General features: G+C 69.5%; 21 protein-coding genes. 10 read left to right on the forward strand and 11 right to left on the reverse strand.

The genetic code is table 11. The features are described 5' to 3' along the window. Nucleotides 1-5: 5 nt before the first annotated feature. Genes PUT80_RS24405 through PUT80_RS24415 form a run of 3 tightly spaced genes read right to left on the reverse strand, consistent with a single transcriptional unit; the run spans nt 6 to nt 3014 of the window. Nucleotides 6-1595 (reverse strand): glycoside hydrolase family 13 protein, encoded by a 1590-nt coding sequence (locus PUT80_RS24405; RefSeq protein WP_275293615.1) that lies wholly within the window; start codon nt 1593-1595, stop codon nt 6-8. Then, nucleotides 1595-1993, reverse strand: coding sequence for a globin (locus PUT80_RS24410; protein ID WP_037357233.1), 399 nt, complete (start codon nt 1991-1993; stop codon nt 1595-1597). The genes PUT80_RS24405 and PUT80_RS24410 overlap by 1 nt, the downstream gene beginning before the upstream one ends. Nucleotides 1994-2012: 19 nt before the next feature. Beyond that, nucleotides 2013-3014, reverse strand: coding sequence for a mechanosensitive ion channel family protein (locus PUT80_RS24415; RefSeq protein ID WP_167754160.1), 1002 nt, complete (start codon nt 3012-3014; stop codon nt 2013-2015). 410 nt (nt 3015-3424) lie between these two features. Between PUT80_RS24415 and PUT80_RS46320 the strand changes: the two genes are divergently transcribed. Continuing rightward, entirely contained in the window at nt 3425-3877 is a 453-nt protein-coding gene (locus tag PUT80_RS46320) for an HNH endonuclease (RefSeq protein WP_050788293.1), read from the forward strand. Between the two features lie 100 nt (nt 3878-3977). Here PUT80_RS46320 and PUT80_RS24425 read toward each other — a convergent pair whose 3' ends face one another. After that, nucleotides 3978-4259, reverse strand: a complete 282-nt coding sequence (locus tag PUT80_RS24425; RefSeq protein WP_275293616.1) for a hypothetical protein — start codon at nt 4257-4259, stop codon at nt 3978-3980. A gap of 55 nt (nt 4260-4314) precedes the next feature. Between PUT80_RS24425 and PUT80_RS24430 the strand changes: the two genes are divergently transcribed. From PUT80_RS24430 to PUT80_RS24440, 3 genes are all read left to right on the forward strand, one after another. Beyond that, a complete protein-coding gene (locus PUT80_RS24430; RefSeq protein WP_235146640.1) occupies nt 4315-4488 on the forward strand; it encodes a hypothetical protein in 174 nt (57 codons plus the stop codon). Between the two features lie 309 nt (nt 4489-4797). Continuing rightward, complete coding sequence (locus PUT80_RS24435) at nt 4798-5052, forward strand: hypothetical protein (protein ID WP_037814055.1); 255 nt, start codon at nt 4798-4800, stop codon at nt 5050-5052. Then, entirely contained in the window at nt 5039-5521 is a 483-nt protein-coding gene (locus PUT80_RS24440) for a DUF5130 family protein (protein ID WP_037814052.1), read from the forward strand. The genes PUT80_RS24435 and PUT80_RS24440 overlap by 14 nt, the downstream gene beginning before the upstream one ends. Before the next feature lie 714 nt (nt 5522-6235). On the opposite strand, the gene pepN is transcribed toward PUT80_RS24440, so the two are convergent. Continuing rightward, a complete protein-coding gene (gene pepN, locus PUT80_RS24445; protein WP_134663132.1) occupies nt 6236-8803 on the reverse strand; it encodes an aminopeptidase N in 2568 nt (855 codons plus the stop codon). Nucleotides 8804-8979: 176 nt separating this feature from the next. On the opposite strand from pepN, the gene PUT80_RS24450 reads away from it, so the two are divergent. After that, nucleotides 8980-9600 carry a DsbA family protein gene (locus tag PUT80_RS24450; RefSeq protein WP_037814050.1) on the forward strand — a complete coding sequence of 207 codons (621 nt, stop codon included), beginning with the start codon at nt 8980-8982 and terminating at the stop codon, nt 9598-9600. Nucleotides 9601-9637: 37 nt separating this feature from the next. Here PUT80_RS24450 and PUT80_RS24455 read toward each other — a convergent pair whose 3' ends face one another. Continuing rightward, the gene (locus PUT80_RS24455) at nt 9638-10426 is read right to left on the reverse strand and encodes an MBL fold metallo-hydrolase (protein WP_275293617.1); all 789 of its coding nucleotides are present in this window, start codon (nt 10424-10426) and stop codon (nt 9638-9640) included. Next, nucleotides 10423-11160 (reverse strand): 2-phosphosulfolactate phosphatase, encoded by a 738-nt coding sequence (locus tag PUT80_RS24460; protein ID WP_238605052.1) that lies wholly within the window; start codon nt 11158-11160, stop codon nt 10423-10425. The genes PUT80_RS24455 and PUT80_RS24460 overlap by 4 nt, the downstream gene beginning before the upstream one ends. A gap of 44 nt (nt 11161-11204) precedes the next feature. Here PUT80_RS24460 and PUT80_RS24465 point away from each other — a divergent pair, with 44 nt between their 5' ends. Together PUT80_RS24465 and PUT80_RS24470 are read left to right on the forward strand one after the other, a co-directional pair. Continuing rightward, nucleotides 11205-11678 (forward strand): ribose-5-phosphate isomerase, encoded by a 474-nt coding sequence (locus PUT80_RS24465; protein WP_275293618.1) that lies wholly within the window; start codon nt 11205-11207, stop codon nt 11676-11678. Further along, on the forward strand, nt 11678-12487 hold the full coding sequence (locus PUT80_RS24470) for a DNA-formamidopyrimidine glycosylase family protein (RefSeq protein WP_134729574.1): 810 nt from the start codon (nt 11678-11680) through the stop codon (nt 12485-12487). Before PUT80_RS24465 ends, PUT80_RS24470 begins: the two co-directional genes overlap by 1 nt. Before the next feature lie 54 nt (nt 12488-12541). Here the strand turns inward: PUT80_RS24470 and PUT80_RS24475 are convergent, their stop codons facing one another. Both PUT80_RS24475 and PUT80_RS24480 read right to left on the reverse strand, forming a co-directional pair. Further along, the gene (locus tag PUT80_RS24475) at nt 12542-12778 is read right to left on the reverse strand and encodes a hypothetical protein (protein ID WP_051729013.1); all 237 of its coding nucleotides are present in this window, start codon (nt 12776-12778) and stop codon (nt 12542-12544) included. Between the two features lie 77 nt (nt 12779-12855). Further along, entirely contained in the window at nt 12856-13668 is an 813-nt protein-coding gene (locus tag PUT80_RS24480) for a hypothetical protein (RefSeq protein WP_037814038.1), read from the reverse strand. Nucleotides 13669-13810: 142 nt separating this feature from the next. On the opposite strand from PUT80_RS24480, the gene PUT80_RS24485 reads away from it, so the two are divergent. Beyond that, complete coding sequence (locus PUT80_RS24485) at nt 13811-14686, forward strand: TIGR03619 family F420-dependent LLM class oxidoreductase (RefSeq protein WP_275293619.1); 876 nt, start codon at nt 13811-13813, stop codon at nt 14684-14686. A 1-nt stretch (nt 14687) separates the two neighbouring features. Continuing rightward, a complete protein-coding gene (locus PUT80_RS24490) occupies nt 14688-15128 on the forward strand; it encodes a nuclear transport factor 2 family protein (protein WP_037814033.1) in 441 nt (146 codons plus the stop codon). Between the two features lie 2 nt (nt 15129-15130). Here PUT80_RS24490 and PUT80_RS24495 read toward each other — a convergent pair whose 3' ends face one another. Both PUT80_RS24495 and PUT80_RS24500 read right to left on the reverse strand, forming a co-directional pair. Then, nucleotides 15131-15991, reverse strand: a complete 861-nt coding sequence (locus PUT80_RS24495) for an alpha/beta fold hydrolase (protein ID WP_275293620.1) — start codon at nt 15989-15991, stop codon at nt 15131-15133. Nucleotides 15992-16046: 55 nt separating this feature from the next. Continuing rightward, a complete protein-coding gene (locus PUT80_RS24500) occupies nt 16047-16514 on the reverse strand; it encodes a MarR family transcriptional regulator (RefSeq protein ID WP_275293621.1) in 468 nt (155 codons plus the stop codon). Nucleotides 16515-16587: 73 nt separating this feature from the next. Between PUT80_RS24500 and PUT80_RS24505 the strand changes: the two genes are divergently transcribed. Further along, nucleotides 16588-17595: a 4,5-dihydroxyphthalate decarboxylase gene (locus tag PUT80_RS24505; protein ID WP_275293622.1), complete on the forward strand. Its 1008-nt coding sequence runs from the start codon at nt 16588-16590 to the stop codon at nt 17593-17595. The last annotated feature ends 25 nt before the right edge of the window (nt 17596-17620 follow it).

The raw sequence follows: 17620 nt of genomic DNA on the forward strand, positions 1-17620 counted from the left end.
CTGGGCTACCCGAGCCAGGCGGCTGAATCGGGCGCGAGCCTGCCGTCGATCAGCGGGCTGCTGGTGAGCAGCACCTCTCCCGGCGGCAGGGCGATCGAGCTGGCCGACGTGTTCAGCGCGCAGATCAGCCCGCCCCGCCCGCGGCGGAACGCGAAGCAGCCCGCGGGCGCGCCGAACCACTGCAGTTCGTCGCCGCCGCGGAACGCCGGGTGATGTTTCCGCAGCTCCACCGCGCGCCGGTACAGCGACAGCGTCGATTCCGGGTCCTCGAGCTGCCGTTCCACGGTCAGCGACGCCCAGTCCGCGGGCATCGGCAGCCAGGTCTGCGCGGTGCGCGAGAACCCGTAGGGCGGGAGCGTGCCCTCCCACGGCAGCGGCACGCGTTCGCCGTCGCGGCTGAATTCCGGGCCCTGTGAGCGGGCGCGCGGGTCGGTCAGCGCTTCCAACGGCAGGTCGGCGTTCGGCAGGCCCAGCTCTTCGCCCTGGTACAGGTAGACCGCGCCGGGCAGGGCGAGTTCCACCAGCGCCATCGCGCGCGCCCGGCGGACCCCGGCCGCGCCGCCGCCGTAGCGGCTGGCCGCGCGCCAGACGTCGTGGTTGGAGAGCGTCCAGGTCGCCGGTGCGCCCGCCGAACGCGGCACCGCCAGCGAGCGCTCGATCGACGTGCGCACGGCGTCCGCGTCGAAGTGGGTGAGCACCAGGCGAAAGTTGAACGCCAGGTGAAGTTCGTCCGGCCGCAGGTAGCGGGCCAGCCGCTCCTCGTCCTGCACCCAGATCTCGCCGACCGCCATCGCGTCCGGGTACTCGTCGAGCACCTTGCGGATCAGCTGGTGCACCTCGTGCACGCCGTCGTCGTCGAAGCGCGGGTCGCCCAGCACGCCGCCGCCGTGCGCGGGCGTGTCCGGGTCCATGTCGGGCAGCCCGGCGGGTTTGGCCATCCCGTGCGCGACGTCGATCCGGAAGCCGTCCACGCCCCGGTCGAGCCAGAACCGCAGGGTGCGCTCCAGATCGGCGCGGACGTCCGGATTGGCCCAGTTCAGGTCCGGCTGCTGCGGCGCGAAGAGGTGCAGGTACCACTGCCCGTCCGGCACCCGCGTCCACGCCGGGCCGCCGAACACGCTGATCCAGTTGTTGGGCGGCTCCGCGCCTCCGGGACCGCGGCCGTCGCGGAAGTGGTAGCGCTCCCGCTCCGGGCTGCCCGGCCCGGCGGCCAGCGCGGACTTGAACCACGCGTGCCGGTTGCTCGTGTGGTTCGGCACGACGTCCACGGTGACCCGGATGCCGCGCCGGTGCGCCTCGGTGAGCAGCACGTCGAAGTCGCCGAGGGTGCCGAACATCGGGTCGACGCCGCGCGGGTCCGCGACGTCGTAGCCGTGGTCGGCCATCGGCGAGGGGTAGAACGGCGTCAGCCACAGCGCGTCGACGCCCAGCAGCTCCAGGTAGCCGAGCTTGCTGCGGATGCCCTCGAGATCGCCGATGCCGTCCTCGCCCGAATCGGCGAAGGACCGCACGTAGATCTCGTAGAACACCGCGTCCGACCACCACGACGGCCGCGGAAGGCGGTCCGGCCGCCGTCCCGCGACCTTGCGTCTCATCAGACGAAGCTGTTCATCATGCTGTGCGCGGCCATTTCCAGGTACGCCCACAGCTGGCTGAGGTACGGCTCGGGCAGGTTCTCCTCGTCGATCGCGATCCGGATGCAGCGCAGCCACGCGTCGCGCTCGATCGGGCCGATCTTGAACGGCGCGTGCCGCATCCGCAGCCGCGGGTGGCCGCGCTGGTCGGAGTAGGTGTGCGGACCGCCCCAGTACTGGATGAGGAACAGCCGGAACCGCTCCTCCGCCGGGCCGAGGTCCTCCTCCGGGTAGAGCGGGCGCAGCACCTCGTCGCGGGCCACTTCCTCGTAGAACCGCTTGATGATCCGGCGGAAGGTCGGTTCGCCGCCCACCGCCTCGTACAGGTTCGCCGGTTCCGGCTCGCTCACAGTCGACACACCTCCATCTTGCCCTGCCTCAGCTGCGCGGCGCGCCCGACTGCTTGTCCTGCATGGACGACAGCAGCCGGCCGAGCGGCGGTTCGAAACCGGCCTCCTCCAACGCGCCGAGCAACTGCCCGCGCAGCTTCCGCTGCACCGCCCACTGCTTGCCCGGTCGCACCTTGACCGTCAGGCGCAACACGATTCCCTCGGGCGTGACCTGTTCGACGCCGAGCATCTCCGGCGGCTCCAGCACGTTCACCGAGAGCGCGTCGGATTCGACCGCCTTCGTGGCGGCGCCGCTGAGCACCTCGGTGGCCTTGTCGACGTCCGCGGAGTAGCTCAGCGGGACGTCCACCACGGCATAGGCGAAGCCCTGGCTCGAGTTGCCGACGCGCAGCACCTCGCCGTTGCGGACGTACCAGACGGTGCCCTTCAGGTCGCGCAGCGTGGTGATGCGCAAGCCGACCGCCTCGACGGTCCCGGTGGCCTCGCCGATGTCCACGACGTCGCCGACGCCGTACTGGTCCTCGATCATCATGAACATCCCGGAAAGGAAGTCCTTGACCAGGTTCTGCGCGCCGAACCCGAGCGCGACGCCGACGATGCCCGCCGAGGCGATGATCGGGGCCAGGTCGATGCCCAGTTCGCCCAGCACGAGGATGAACGCGAGGCCGTAGATCAGGAACGTCGCCATCGACTTCAGCACCGAGCCGATGGTCTTGGCGCGCTGCCTGCGGCGTTCCACCACGGCGGTGCCGAGCATCTCCGGCGCCCGTTCGCGCAGCGGTCTCAACAGCGACGGGATCTTGCCGTTGCTGCCCGAGGCCGGGAGCGTGGTGACCCGTTCGATGAGCCGCTTGGTGAGATAGCGCACCACGAACGCGATGACGAGGATCATGATGATCTTCAGCGGCTTGGTGACGAGCCAGCCCGCCGACGCGGCGAGCCACTCGTTGTGCGTGACCGAATAGACCTGGGCGCACCACGACCCGGTCTCGGAGATGCAGCTGGGCGGAGCGCTGAGCACGGCATTCACTGGCTGAGCTAGTCCTTTCTCGTTGCTTGTCCCGGCGGCGCGCAGGCGGCCGGCGAGTGGCCGCCGGGTCGCGGGTATGTGACACGGCACAGAACACGCGTGCGCCGGGGCCCTGATGTGTGGTCGACTATGCCTGCACCGGTGGAGGTGGTCGAGTGCCAGACCGACAACCCGTCCCCCTCGGCGGCGCCGGCCAAGCCATGGCCGAGCTGCCGCCGGAGGCGATCCTGCGTGCCTGCCCGGGAGGGTCCGCATCCGGCGGCTCCGTCCCGTCCGGGCCGGGGACCCGTCCAGGGGGAGCATCCCGTCCGCCCGGACAGCGTAGAGCCCGCGATCCGGTCGCCCCGGCGTGGGGGCGGCGCCGGGTCCTCCTGCTCAACGCCACTTTCGAGCCGCTGACCGCGGTGCCCATGCGGCGCGCGGTGGTGCTCGTCATGTGCGGCAAGGCGGAGGTCGTCCACGGCGATCCGGGCGGCGTCGAACTGCACGCCGCGACGGTGTCGCTGCCCGTTCCCTCGGTGATCCGGCTCAGCACGTACGTGCGGGTGCCGTATCGGGCGCAGGTGCCGCTCACCCGGGCCGGGCTGATGCACCGCGACCGGCACCGCTGCGCCTACTGCGGCGGCCGCGCGGAGACTATCGACCACGTCGTCCCGCGCAGCAAGGGAGGTCCGCACAGCTGGACCAACTGCGTCGCCTGCTGCGCGAAGTGCAACCACCGCAAGGCCGACCGGCTCCTGTCGGAGATCGGCTGGCGGCTGCGCGTGGTGCCGCGCGCCCCGCACGGCCCGCACTGGCGGCTGCTGGCGCATTCCAAAGAGGCCGATCCGCTGTGGCGGCCGTATCTCGGGTCGGCGGCCTAGCCGTCCGTTCCCGGACACGCCGGCGCCCCGGCTGCCTGTGCGGCGGCCGGGGCGAGCCGATGGACCGTGCTCGACGTCCCTGTTCCGGTGCTGGCGGTGCTCAGGCGGCGAGGCTGTAGTCGGCCTGGCAGGTGACGCGCGTGCCCATCGTGACCCGGGTGCCGCGCGTGACGCGAGTGCCGCGGGTGACCCGGGTGCCCATGGTGACGCGGGTTCCGGCGGTGACCCGGGTGCCGCGGGTGACGCGCGTGCCCATCGTGACGCGCGTGCCGCAGGTGACGCGGGTGCCTGCCGTGACGCGCGTGCCGCAGGTGACGCGGGTGCCTGCCGTGACGCGAGTGCCCCGGGTGACGCGGGTTCCGCGGGTGACGCGGGTGCCCATCGTGACGCGAGTTCCGGCCGTGACTCGGGTCCCGCGCGTAACGCGGGTGCCCCTGGTGACTCGAGTTCCCATGGTGACCCGGGTACCCATTGTCACGCGTGTGCCCGCGGTGACCCGGGTTCCGCGGGTGACCCGAGTGCCGCGCGTAACCCTGGTGCCGGACGTGACCCGCGTTCCGGGCACGAATCCGGTTTCGCTGGGTGACGAAATGGTCTCGGTGATCGCCTGAGCGGGGGGCTGGACGCTCTGCATGAGGTGTCCTCCTGGGACCGGTGCGTGACGGGCTGGGGCTGGGGAGGCGGGCACAAGGCCCGTACAGGTGAAAAAGCTACGAGGATTTCAAGGTTCGGACAAGCCGCTATCGCCCGGTACGGCCGCCTGTACGGCGAGTTGCCATCTTTCGGCCCGCAGCCCTTCGCCCCAACGTTCCAGCGGACGCGGGCCAAGCGGCGGACGGCGCCTCGGCGGCGACGAACGGTCGCCCCCGGTCGCCGGTGTCGCGCGGTGGCTGCCGGAGGCATCCGATACGCTCACCGGCGTGAACGTTGTCGAGACGATCCTGGTCTACGCGGTCATCCCCGGGGCCATTTACTTCGTGGTCGGCGCCGCGACCTTGCGGAAGAAGTTCTCGGGGACGCCGCGGTACCGGCCGGGGCAGCCGTGGGAGTACCCCGCTATGTGGTGGACCGCCAACCCGGACGGCGTAGGAGCCGGCCACGGCCCGGCGGTTGACGTGAATGCGGCGCCCGCGGGCGCTTCGACGGCCGCAGGAGGCGCTCGTGGCAAGTGGTGAAGTGACCCAGACCGCGGTCGCGGAGAAGGACCTGGCCTTCGGCGAGGTCATCACCAACAGCGGCAGGCTGTCCGCGGCGAAAATGTACGAGCCCGAGGCCCCGACGAGCCCGTTCACGGTGCAGCAGCTCGCCCGCCTGGACGAGGCCCTCACCTTCGCGACGCGCGAAACGGGCCTCGACTTCAGCATCTACCTGGGCGACCTGGGCGAAGACACCCGGGCCGGCGCGGAAAAGCTGCACGCCGCCACCGACGACCCGACGAACGCGGTGCTGCTCGGCGTTTCCCCCGCCCAGCGCGCGATCGAGATCGTCACCGGCGAACGCGCCCACTCCCGACTGCCCGACCGAGGCGCGAACCTGGCCGTGGCGAGCATGGTGGCGTCCTTCAAGGAAGGCGACCTGACCGGCGGTCTCGTCAACGCCCTGCGCATGCTGAGCGACCAAGCTGGCCCCGCGCCGAAGCACTGATACATCCCACGCCAGAGCCGTCCCGCACTCAGCGGGACGGCTCTTTTACGTTCTGCTCCCGCCGCCGCCGCCGTTCGTGAGGGCCACCCTCATTGACTCTGATTCCCTCAGGGTTCCCCTCACGACCCGCCCCCGTGTGTGAGGGGCTCCTTCACGGACTTGGATTCCCTCAAGGAGCCCTTCACGGCCCGCCCGCCCGCCTCGCAGCCGCCGGATTCCGCCCCAATGTGGCATTGGGTGCATCCCACGCACCGAACGCCACATTGGGTGCGTCAGACGCACCCAACGCCACTTTGGGGCGCAGGCCCCAATCCCCATCAGCTCAATCGCACCTGCCGCCGGAACGCACCGAACGCCACATTGGGTGCATCCCACGCAACGAACGCCACATTGGGTGCATCTGACGCACCCAATGCCACTTTGGGGCGCTAGCCGCACACCGCGAACCCCACCGCCACTAGCCCCAAACCGCGAACCCCAGCCGCACCGGTGCACCCAACCATCGAGGCACCCAGCCCTACCGCAGCTGATGCACCCAACCATCGAGGCACCCAGCCCCTCCCGCGCACCCCGATACGAAGCCTCCCTGCGGTTCGGGGGTGCTTGTCAAGGCATCTTTCCCGCCTTGACAAGCACCCCCGAACCGTCAGCACAATCAACCTTCGGGGTGCCCCACGCAACCAGGGGCCGATGTCGCCGCCAGGCGACGAGAAGTCAGACCTGACTGTCAAAATCCCGAGCAGCCAACGCCCGGACAATCCCAGCCCGCCCCTCGGAAACAAGCCGCCGCAACGCAGCCGGATGATCCCCTGCAAGCCACTCATCCGAAGCATTCACCGTCGCAGGCTCAACCGCCCAAGACGGATACAACCCAATCGCCGTCGGCTGCGCCCGCTCACTGGACCGCCGAGCCCAGACATCGTCAATAACCTCGAAATACCGCTCAATATAATCCCCGAGCAAATGCTTCTGCCCGGGATGCGAGAACCCGGAAATCAACGCGTCAGAAACCGCATTAGGAATCTCGTCATCGTAAATAGCCCGCTGCCAAGTATCCGCCTTAGCCTCAGCAGTAGGCTGCAACGCCCGAGACCGCTCCGCATGCCGCCGCCCAGCCGCAGTGTCGTCCCGCGCCTGCTCGGCATTGATCTCGTCCGCACCAGCCTTGCCGTGCGCCACCAGCGCCTGCAGCAACCGCCACCGCAAATCGGTGTCGACAGTGAGACCCGGCAACGGCGCGGACCCGTCCAGCCACCCGGCGATCTCCGTCAGCATGTCCTCGCTCAACACCCCGCCGGCCAGCGAGTTCACAAACGCCAGCTGATGGTCCGACCCAGCCTCCGCGGTCCGGGCCAGCTCCAGCAACCGGCCGCTGAACGCAGGCCAGCCCTCCGCCGCGGCCCACTTCTGGTCCGCATAAGAGTTGAGCGCCGTCTGCGCCTGCAGCAGCAACCGCTGCACGACCCCGACCTCGCTCTCGGCGTGAATCCCGCGCGCCACGAGCGTCACGAAGTCGCGAGCCTTCAGTTCGGCCTCGCGCGTCATCTCCCACGCGGCCGACCAGCACAGCGTGCGCGGCAGCGATTCGGTGATGTCGCCGATCCGGTCGATCAGCGTGGTCAGCGACGCCGGGTCGAGCCGCATCCGGCAGTAGGTCAGGTCGTCGTCGTTGACCAGCACGAGCTTGCCCGCGGCCTGGCCGACCAGGTCCGGCACCTCGGTGCGCTCGCCGGTGACGTCCAGCTCGACGCGGCGGGTGCGGACGATCTTGCCGTCGCTGTCCTCGTCGTACACGCCGACCGCGACGCGGTGCGTGCGCAGTTCGCCGGCGCCCGGCTTCGCGCCGGTCTGCACGACGGCGAACGACGCGAAGGTGCCGTCGGGCGCGATCTCGTAGCGCGGGCTGAGCGAGTTGAGGCCGGTGGTCTCCAGCCATTCCGCGCTCCACCACGACAGGTCGCGGCCGGACGCTTCCTCCAGCGCCGCCAGCAGGTCGGCGAGCGTGGCGTTGCCCCACGCGTGCTTGCCGAAGTACACCTTGAGGCCGTCGAGGAAGTGCTCGATGCCCACGTAGGACACCAGCTGCTTCAGCACGCTCGCGCCCTTGGCGTAGGTGATGCCGTCGAAGTTGACCTCGACCGCGTGCAGGTCGACGATGTCGGCCGCGATCGGGTGCGTCGAGGGCAGCTGGTCCTGGCGGTAGGCCCAGGACTTCTCGATGTTCGCGAAGCTGGTCCAGGCGTTCTTGTACTCGGTCGCCTCGGCCTGGGCGAACACGCTCGCGAAGGTCGCGAACGACTCGTTCAGCCACAGGTCGTCCCACCAGCGCATGGTGACCAGGTCGCCGAACCACATGTGCGCCATCTCGTGCAGCAGCGTCTCGGCGCGCCGCTCGTAGGCGTAGCGGGTGACGCGGCTGCGGAAGACGTAGTCCTCGAGGAAGGTGACCGCGCCGGCGTTTTCCATCGCGCCCGCGTTGAACTCCGGCACGAACAGCTGGTCGTACTTGGAGAACGGGTACGGGGTGCCGAATTTCTCGTGGTAGAAGGCGAAACCCTGTTTGGTTTCGACGAACAGCCGCTCGGCGTCCATGTGCTCGGCGAGCGACGCGCGGCAGTAGATGCCGAGCGGGATGGTGCGGTGCTCGTCGCGGAACTCGTCGGTCCACTCCGCGTACGGGCCGGCGACGAGCGCCACCAGATAGGTGGAAATTCGCTCGGATTCGGCGAACTGCGTGCGGCGCGCGCCGTCCTCGGTGTCCTCGGCGCTTTCGACGAGCGCGTTGGACACGACCTTCCAGTCTCGCGGGGCGTGCACCGCGAGCCGGTAGACGGACTTGAGGTCCGGCTGGTCGAAGCAGGCGAACATGCGCTTCGCGTCGGCGGTCTCGAACTGGGTGTAGAGGTAGACGCCGTCGTCGACCGGGTCGACGAACCGGTGCAGGCCCTCGCCGGTGTTCATGTAGCGGCAGTCCGCGGTGACGACGAGTTCGTTCTCCGCGGCAAGGCCGGGCAGCGCGATGCCCTTTTCCTCGGCGTAGCCGCTGACGTCGAGCTCAGTGCCGTTCAGCACGGCGGAGCGGACGCCTTCGGCGACGAGGTCGATCCACGACGCTTCGCCGGGACGGCTGCTGGAGAACCGCACCGTGGTGGTCGAGCGGAACGTCTTCTCCCCGGGACGGCCGCTGCCGTCGGTCAGGTCCAGCTCGATGTCGTAGGACGACACGTCCAGCAGGCCGGAGCGCTGCTTGGCTTCGTCACGCGTCAGGTTGGGGGCGGGCACGGGCACCTCTGGTCTTCGGATCCGGTGGGCACGACGTTCAGCATCCAATCATGACGGGCCGGGAAGGGGCGACCAGGGAACAATGCGGAGGGGCCGCCGCGTTGGCTCGCAGTGCGGGGGTTGGCCCCGTCCCCGGCGCGCGCCGGGGAGCAGCCTCGCCGAGGAGCCCGTGAAAAATGACTGACTCGTCCCAGCCCACCACGGTGGACTTCTACTTCGACCCGATCTGCCCGTTCGCGTGGATCTCGTCGCGGTGGATCCTGGAAGTCGAGAAGCACCGCGAGCTGGACCTGACCTTCCGGGTGATGAGCCTGTCGGTGCTGAACGAAGGCCGCGAAGACCTGCCCGAGCGGTACAAGGAGCTGCTGAGCGAGGGCTGGGCTCCGGTCCGCGTCGCGACCGCGCTGGCGCAGACCCAGGGTCAGGAAGCCGTGCGCGACTTCTACACCGAGTTCGGCACCCGCTACCACAACCAGCACAACGAGGACCGCAAGCTCGTCATCAAAGAGGCGCTGGCCGCGATCGGCGCGCCCGCCGAACTCGCCGAGGCGGGCGAATCGACCGAATACGACGAGGCGCTGCGCAAGAGCCACCACGAGGGCATGGACCCGGTCGGCATGGACGTCGGCACGCCGACCATCCACGTCAACGGGAGCGCGTTCTTCGGCCCGGTGCTGTCGTCGATCCCGCGCGGCGAGGACGCGCTGAAGGTGTTCGACGGCGCGGTCGCGCTGGCGAGCTACCCGGACTTCTTCGAGCTCAAGCGCACCCGGACCGGGGACCTGAACTTCGACTGACGCGCGTTCGCGGGTGCTGGTCGCGTTTCTTCCGCGATCAGCACCCCAGCGCGGCTCTGGTGACGTCCTCGGGATACGGCGAGGTTTTCACCGCTTCCTCGAGCGGCGTCTTGGCGGTCTTCAGCTCGTGCAGCCGCAGCAACCCGTCGCGATGCGTCCGGACGAACGCCGCATCCACCGGGTCGCCGTGGCCGGGCACGACGACGCGCGGTTCGAGGGCGAGCAGCGCGTCCATTGCCGCGGCCCACGCGTCGAGGTGGTCGTCCGGGCCGAACGAGTACGCGGTGAAGCCGTGCGGACCGTGTTCCACGACGTCTCCGGCGAAGACGACATCCACGTCCGGCACGTGCACCAGCAGGTCGTGGTCGGTGTGCGCAACGCCGGGGTGCACGAGCGTGACGGTGCGGCCGCCGAGGTCGAGTTCGGCGCGGTCGGGAACCAGACGGTCCGGCGGCATGAGCCCGGTTCGCTCGATGGCGTCGGCGATCTCCGGCTTGCCCTCTTTGCGGTAGTGCGCGGCCCAGGTTTGCTTGTCAGCTTCGCCGTTTTTCAGCATGGCCTGCAGACAGCCGGGGTGGGCCCAGACGTCGCAGGGCAGGAACGGCGTGGTGCCGAAGGCGTGGTCGAAATGCGCGTGCGTGTAGACGACCGACCACGGCAGTTCGGTCAGCTCGCGGACCGCGGCGGCGAATTCGGCGCCCTGGTCGACGTCGCCGCGGGTGTCGATCACCAGGCACTTCTCCTGGCCGAGCACCAAGCCGGTCGTGAGGTCCAGTTCGTTGTACCGGCGGGCGAAAACCCGGTCGGCCACCTCGGTCCAGCTCATTGCCCCTCCAGGATTCCGCGCGACAGCCTCGCCACGCTAGCGCTGACGTCCTGCTGCGCGGCGAGAACGACGTCGTTTCCGTGGCCGGTCGCGGCGAGTTCCCGGCCGGAGGTGCAGGTGCGCAGCGCTGCCGGAACATCGGTGGCCGCGTAGGCAGCCGCGGCGAGCGCGGCTTCGGCGGACCACGAGCCGGGCAGCGCGCTGACGATCGCACCCGCGCCCAGCTGGTCCTCGACGCACGGCCGCAGCGGACCGAATTCAGCGCCTTCTCCGAACATGTCAACGCCCCAGCGTTCCCCGGCGGGAATGACGCCGATCGGCCGTCCGTCGGCGATTTCCCTGGCTTTCGCCGCGGTCGCCGACGCATTCCGCAGGCAACCGGCCAATACGTGCGCGCCGGTTTTCGCCGCGGCCGCGCAGAGCGTCGCACCATTGGGGGAGGGGAGGGCGAGCAGCGTGCCGGACGGGATCTCCGTCACAGAAGACGGCCGGAGCGTCCATTCCTCTTCGCCCGCGACCACCGCTCCCGCTCCGCGCGCCTCGGCGATCCCGCGTTCGTCGCGCCACTGCACCGGAAGCACGCGGCCGCCGCGGCCGACGACGAGATCCGTTGTGGTGCTGAAGGAAAGCACGTCGACGACGATCAGCACGGCGCATTCCGGGCCGAGGATTTCGACGCCTTCGCCGCCCCATTCGAGTCGCACGTCCGTGCCGTGCTGCGCTGCGATGTCCACCCCCGGAGCATGCCGGGTCGGCGGCGAGATGGCACACTCCCGCTGTGCGTGTCTACTTGGGATCCGACCATGCCGGTTTCGAGCTGAAGAACCACCTTGTCCGCCACCTCGGCGAACAGGGGCACGAGGTGACCGACATCGGTCCGTTCGTCTACGACGCGGCCGACGACTACCCGGCGTTCTGCGTCGAAACCGCGCGCCGCGTGGCCGCCGACGAGGGCAGCCTCGGGATCGTCATCGGCGGGTCCGGCAACGGCGAGCAGATCGCCGCGAACAAGGTGCCGGGCATCCGCGCCGGGCTCGGCTGGAGCGTCGAAACCGCGCAGCTGACCCGCCAGCACAACCACGCCCAGGTGCTGGGCGTCGGCGCCCGGATGCACACCGAGGAGCAGGCGACCGAGATCGTCGAGGCGTTCCTGGCCACGCCGGTGGACCCGGCCGAACGCCACACGCGGCGCGTGCAGCAGCTGCTCGACTACGAGCGCACCGGCACCCCGCCCGCCCTGCCGGAGGCCTGATGCCCGAGGGGCACACGCTCCATCGGCTGGCCCGTCTCCACAAACGCCGCTACGCAGGCGGACCGGTCGCGGTCAGCAGCCCGCAGGGCCGGTTCGCCGCGGAGGCGGAGAAACTCGACGGGCAGGTGCTCGTTTCCGCTGAGGCGTACGGGAAACACCTGTTCCACGACTACGGTCCGGCGGGGACAGTCCATGTCCACTTAGGTCTGTACGGCACCTTCGGCGAAGCGCCGCTGCCGGAGACCGAGCCGGTCGGCCAGGTGCGGATGCGGCTCGTCGGCCGCACCCACTGGACCGATCTGCGCGGACCGACCCGGTGCGAACTGCTGGATCCGGCGCAGGTCGACGCGATCAAGGCCCGCCTCGGCCCGGACCCGCTGCGCCGCGACGCGAAGCCGGATCGCGCGTGGGAGCGGATTTCGCGCTCGCGGACGACGATCGCCGCGTTGCTGATGGATCAGGCTGTGCTGGCCGGGGTCGGGAACGTTTATCGCGCGGAAGTGCTGTTCCGGCACGGGATTTCGCCGATGGTCCCCGGTCGGTCGCTGGACCGCGCGCTGTGGGACGACATGTGGGCAGACCTGGTGACGCTGATGCGCGCGGGGGTCCGGGTCGGCCGGATCGACACGGTCGCGCCCGAGCATTTGCCCGCGGCGATGGGACGCGCTCCCCGCGAGGATCGGCACGGGGGCGAGGTTTACGTGTACCGGCGGGCCGGGATGCCGTGTTTGATTTGCGGGACGCCGGTGGCGCAGAAGGAATTGGCGGCGCGCAATCTTTATTGGTGTCCGACCTGTCAGCCTGCGTGAGTTCGGCGGTTCGAAGCGAGAGCAGCTCTCGTGTTTCTGCCCGCTTAGTGTTCGTCAACGTTCGATCGAGCGCAGGGCTTCCTGCGGTGTGCGGCCGGTCGCCTCTGCGAGGGCGGTGACCGCTCTCGCAGCCAGTGCGACCAGATACAGCGCCGCTCGCAACGCGTCCTGGCGGACGGCGGCGTCGGTGAGGTTGTAGGTATCCGCGTCCTCGTCGGCGAGGTAGGCCGCCACGGCGTCCACCGTGGTCCGGTGCAGGTTCGACTGCTTCTTCCGTTCGCTGTCGGGCATCCGGCCAGTTTCCTCCTGCGGGAACGACAAAGGCCCCGCGGCACGCCTGCCACGGGGCCTTTCACCGGAGTCACCGGTCAGAAGTCGAAGCCTCCGCCGTCAAACCCGCCGCCATCGAAGCCGCCTCCGTCGAAACCTCCGCCGAAGTCCTGGCTTCCGTCGAATCCGCCGCCGTCGAAGCCCCCGCCGTCGAAGCCGCCGTCCGCTCCGTCCATGCCGCCGGCGTCCAGGGCGTCCGCCTGGCCCGCGTCGTAGCCGGATTCCCAGGCCGACGCGCTGGCGATGCCGCTCATGCCGGAGAACATGGCGCTGAACAGGAACATCGAGCCGAGGCCCCACGCGCCCGCTACGAGCGCGGGCTTCCACCACGGCTCGCTGTACCAGCCTTGCGGCACCGGGCGTCCCGCGACGCGGCCGCCGGGGTAGTAGTACGGCGTGTCCTGGCCGGGGTCGGGCGAGGCGGCGTAGCGCTGGCCCTCGACGTCCACCTCGCGGTGTTCGGTGACCTTGCCCGCGCGTTCGCGTTCGGCCTCGTCCGGCAGCGCCGGGCCGGGGTCCATGCCCATCGCCACGCGCGCGGCGCGCACGTAGTACAGGCCCTCGACGGCGGTTTCCTTCACCAACCGGGCCTGTTCGACCGTCTTGGCCTGCTCCAGCTGCGAACCGGCGGCGTTGTAGCGCTCGCTCGCGTCGGCCATCGCCTGCTGGGAGGCGGTGTCGGTGCCGGTGATGTTGAGGACCTGGCCGCCGAGGCGTTCGACGAGGCGGCGCGCGTCGGCCTTGGCGTCCTCGAGCTGGCTCTGCTTGGCCGCGGCCTGCTTCCTGGCCAGGTACAACCCGCCTCCGACGATGACGACGACCAGCACGATCAGGAGGATCGCGGTGCCCATGGGTCACTCCGTGTCTCGATCTGTCGCGACGGCCGGGCAGCCGTCTCTGAAACGGACAACGCGGACCGTGCGCGGAGAGTTCCCGGCGGCGCCGCCGATCGGGCGGTGGCCGACAAAACTAGAACACGTTATAGTCCGCGGCATGAAGTTCTCCTTGTCGATCGCGATGAGCCCGCTCGACCAGCTGACCGGGCTGGCCCGCGCCGCCGAGGAGGCCGGGTTCTCCTCGATCGTGCTGCCCGATTCGCTCTTCTACTCCGAGAAAGTGTCCGCCGACTATCCCTACACGCCCGACGGCAGCCGGTTCTGGGACGAGAACACGCCCTGGGCGGATCCGCTGGTCGCGACCGCCTCGATGGGCGCGGTGACCGAGCGGCTCCGGTTCTACACGTCGGTGCTGAAACTCGGCTCGCGCAATCCGGTGCTGCTCGCCCGGCAGGTCAACTCGGTCGCCGCGCTGACCGGCGGGCGGTTCGGCCTCGGGCTGGGGATCGGCTGGTCGCCGGAGGAATTCGAATGGTGCGGCGCGCCGTATCAGCGGCGCGGCAAACGGTTCGACGAGGCCATCGAGGTGCTGCGGCTGATCCTCAGCGGCGACATGGTCGAGTTCCACGGCGAGTTCTTCGACTTCGACAAGCTCAAGATGAGCCCGGCGCCGCCGTCGCGCGTGCCGTTCTACATCGGCGGGCACACCGACGTCGCGCTCCGCCGGGCCGCGCGCGTGGCGGACGGCTGGTCGTCCGCGATGATGACGCTCGACCAGCTGCGCGACACCATCGGCAAGCTCAAGGGCCTGCTCGCCGAGCGCGGGCGCGCCGACGACCCGTTCGAGTTCCAGGCGGTGTGCGTCGACCGGTTCGGGCTCGACGGGTTCCGCGAACAGGCCGAGGCGGGCGTCACCGACGCGATCACCATGCCGTGGGTGTTCGAGGGCCACGGATTCGACGCGGACCTCGGCCCGAAGGTCGACGCGATCCGCAAGTTCGGCGACGAGATCATCGCGAAAATCGAGGAGTGACATGGGAGTCGAGGTCTGCTGGGACCCCGCGGCGAAGCAGCCGCCCGCGCGGGAAGCGGCGTTCAAGTCGATGACGGCGGCGACCGCCGGGGACAAGGACGGCTGGCTCGCGCTGTTCGCCCCGGACGCGGTCGTCGAGGACCCGGTCGGCCCGTCGATGTTCGACGAGGAGGGCAAGGGCCACCACGGCCCCGACGGCCTTTCCGCGTTCTGGGACAAGACGATCGGGAACGTCGAGAAGTTCGAGTTCGTGATCCGCGATTCGCACGCGGCGGGTTCGGAGGTCGCGAACGTCGGCACCATCACGACGTACTTGCCTGGTGGCTATCGCGTCGACACCGACGGGGTGTTCGTGTATCGGGTGAACGAGGACGGGTTGGTCGTTTCGATGCGGGCGTTCTGGGAGACGGAGCGGGCGATGGCGACCGCGCGGCAGGTTTGACGTCAGGCTGGGTCTGTTTCGGCGACGTCGAGAACGTGCGTGGTGATGAGGTCGGGCTGCTGAAGCGTTAGCGCGTGCGTGGTTCTCGGCACGATTTCCGTGCTGATCCGGGGATTCAGCTTCGCGACCCGGGCGGCGACCTCGGACGCGCGGTGGATGTGGCTGCGTTCGCCGAGGACCAGGCGGACGGGGACTTCGATCGCGCGGAGTTCGTCGTCGGTGAAGACGTGCTGCGGCGGCAGGTGCGCCTTGTACTTCAGGCTGGCGAACAGCGGGGGCCGCAAGGTGCGCCGCACCGTCGGATCGCCGGCGACGATCCGGCGCTGGATCGCGGCGGGCAGCAGCCAGCGGAAGATCTCCCGGAAACTCCACAGGAGGAATTTCGGGACGCTGATCTCCGCGAAGCCGGCCGGTTCCAGGCCGATGACGCCCGCGATCCGGTCGGCGGAACGGGTCGCGAGGTTCAGCGCCAGGTACCCGCCGCGCGAAACCCCGGCCAGGTACGCCTTTTCCTGGCCGAGCGCGGCGAGGAGTTCAGAAAGCCATGCGGCGAGGTCGTCGTCGGTGCTGACGGAGACGGTCTCGACCGAGTGGCCCGGTTCGCCGATCGAATCGACGGCGTAGACCGGATGGCGGGCGGCCAGTTCGGCGAGGTGCGGGTACCAGGACAGGGACGAGCCCATGATGCCGTGCAGCAGCACGATCGGAGTGCCGTGCCCGGGACCGCTGCGCCGGACGCGCGTGGGGCCGAACTTCGTCGGGATGTCCAGTTCCTCGGACGGAACCGGCCATTCTCGCAGGACTCGCGCGTAGACGGCGAAGTAGCGTTCTTGTGCTTTGCGGTCGGTGAAAGCTCCCGGCATCGTCCCTTCCCGAGACAGGTGCGCTTCCACCGTAGCAGCCCGGCAAGGGCCCCGGTCAGGAATTGTCCAGGCGCAGCAAGGTGTTCAGCAGGCTTCCGCCGGGCAGCCCCTCGTCGCCGAAGATCCGGTGCTGCACCTCGATCACGAGCGGCATCGCGGCGCGCAGGGCGGCTCCGCCGGAGTCGGTGACCTCGACGCGTTTGGCGCGGACGTCCTCGGCGCTGCGCGCGCGGGCGACGAATCCCTTGCGCTCCAGCGTTTTCAGGATCTGCGACACCTGCATCGGGTGGATGTCGCCGGACGTCGCGAGCCCGGACTGGGTCACCGGGCCGCCGGTGCGGTTGAGCCAGCCGGCGAGCGCGAGCATCTGGAACTGCAGGTGCGTCAGGTCGAGCGGGGCGAGGGCCTGGTCGACCTCGCGGACGTAGCGGTGCACGACGCGCCACATGACGAATCCCACCGCGTTCTCGGGGGCGCCGAGCGAGGCGGTGGCGAAGAGTTCGGCGAGCGCGTACTTGTCCATCGGGAGGCATCGTAGCGGTTGCCCGCAGATAGTAAACGCGTTTAGTATGAGACGGGACGGAGAGGAGCACGTGATGACCGACCTGCGGCTGGACTTCGGCCTGTACCGCTACGACAACACCCGCCCGCTGTTCGACGGCCGGGTCCGCTTCGAGGGCGTCGACGCGACCCTGCACACCGCCGACATCGTCTCGGACCTGTTCGAGCGGATGGTGCGGGGCAGGGAGTTCGCTGTCGCCGAACTGGGGCTCACGTTCTATCTGCGCACCCTGGACCTGCCGGATCCGCCGTTCGTCGCGCTGCCGGTGTTCCCGAACCGGCAGTTCCGGCATTCGGCGATCTACGTCAACGCGCGCAGCGGCATCCGGGCACCGCGCGATTTGATCGGCAAGACGATCGGCGAGTTCGCGACTTACGGGCACGACGCGGGCGTGGTCGCGAAAGGCATGCTGTCCGACGAGTACGGCGTGCGGCCGGAACAGAGCCGGTGGGTGATCGGCGGATTCGACTGGCCGATGGAGTGGTTCGATTTCGTTCCGCGACTGCATCCCGCGGAAGTGGAGGTGCGGCAGGCTCCGGCGGGGAAAGCGCTCGGGCCGATGCTGGAGAGCGGGGAGATCGACGCGTTCATTACCGCGGATCCGCCGCGCGGCATCCGGGAGGATTCGCCGGAGGTGGCGCAGTTGTTCCCGGATTACGTGCGGGTGGAGCGCGAATATTACCGGCGGACCGGAATCCGGCCGATCATGCATGCGGTGGTCGTCCGGCGGGATCTGCTGGCGGAGCAACCGGGTCTGGCGGAGCGGCTGTATCGGGGATTTGTCGAAGCGAAGGAAGTCGCGATGGCGGATTACCGGCGGGGGCGCATTTTCAATCACATGGGCGATGCCGGGATGGTGCCGTGGTTCAGTGCGTTGTACGACGAGAACCGCCGGTTGTTCGGGGAGGATTGGTGGCCGTACGGGATTGAGAAGAACCGGCGGTCGGTCGAGGCGTTCTTGCGGTGGCACTTCGAGCAGGGATTGTCGAAGAGGCTGATGAAGGTGGAGGAGATTTTCGTTCCGGAATTGCTGGATACCTAGTCGTTGCGCTGGCATGCTTCCGGAG

The organism is Amycolatopsis sp. La24 (genome assembly GCF_029087445.1).
Taxonomy (GTDB): domain Bacteria; phylum Actinomycetota; class Actinomycetes; order Mycobacteriales; family Pseudonocardiaceae; genus Amycolatopsis; species Amycolatopsis nivea.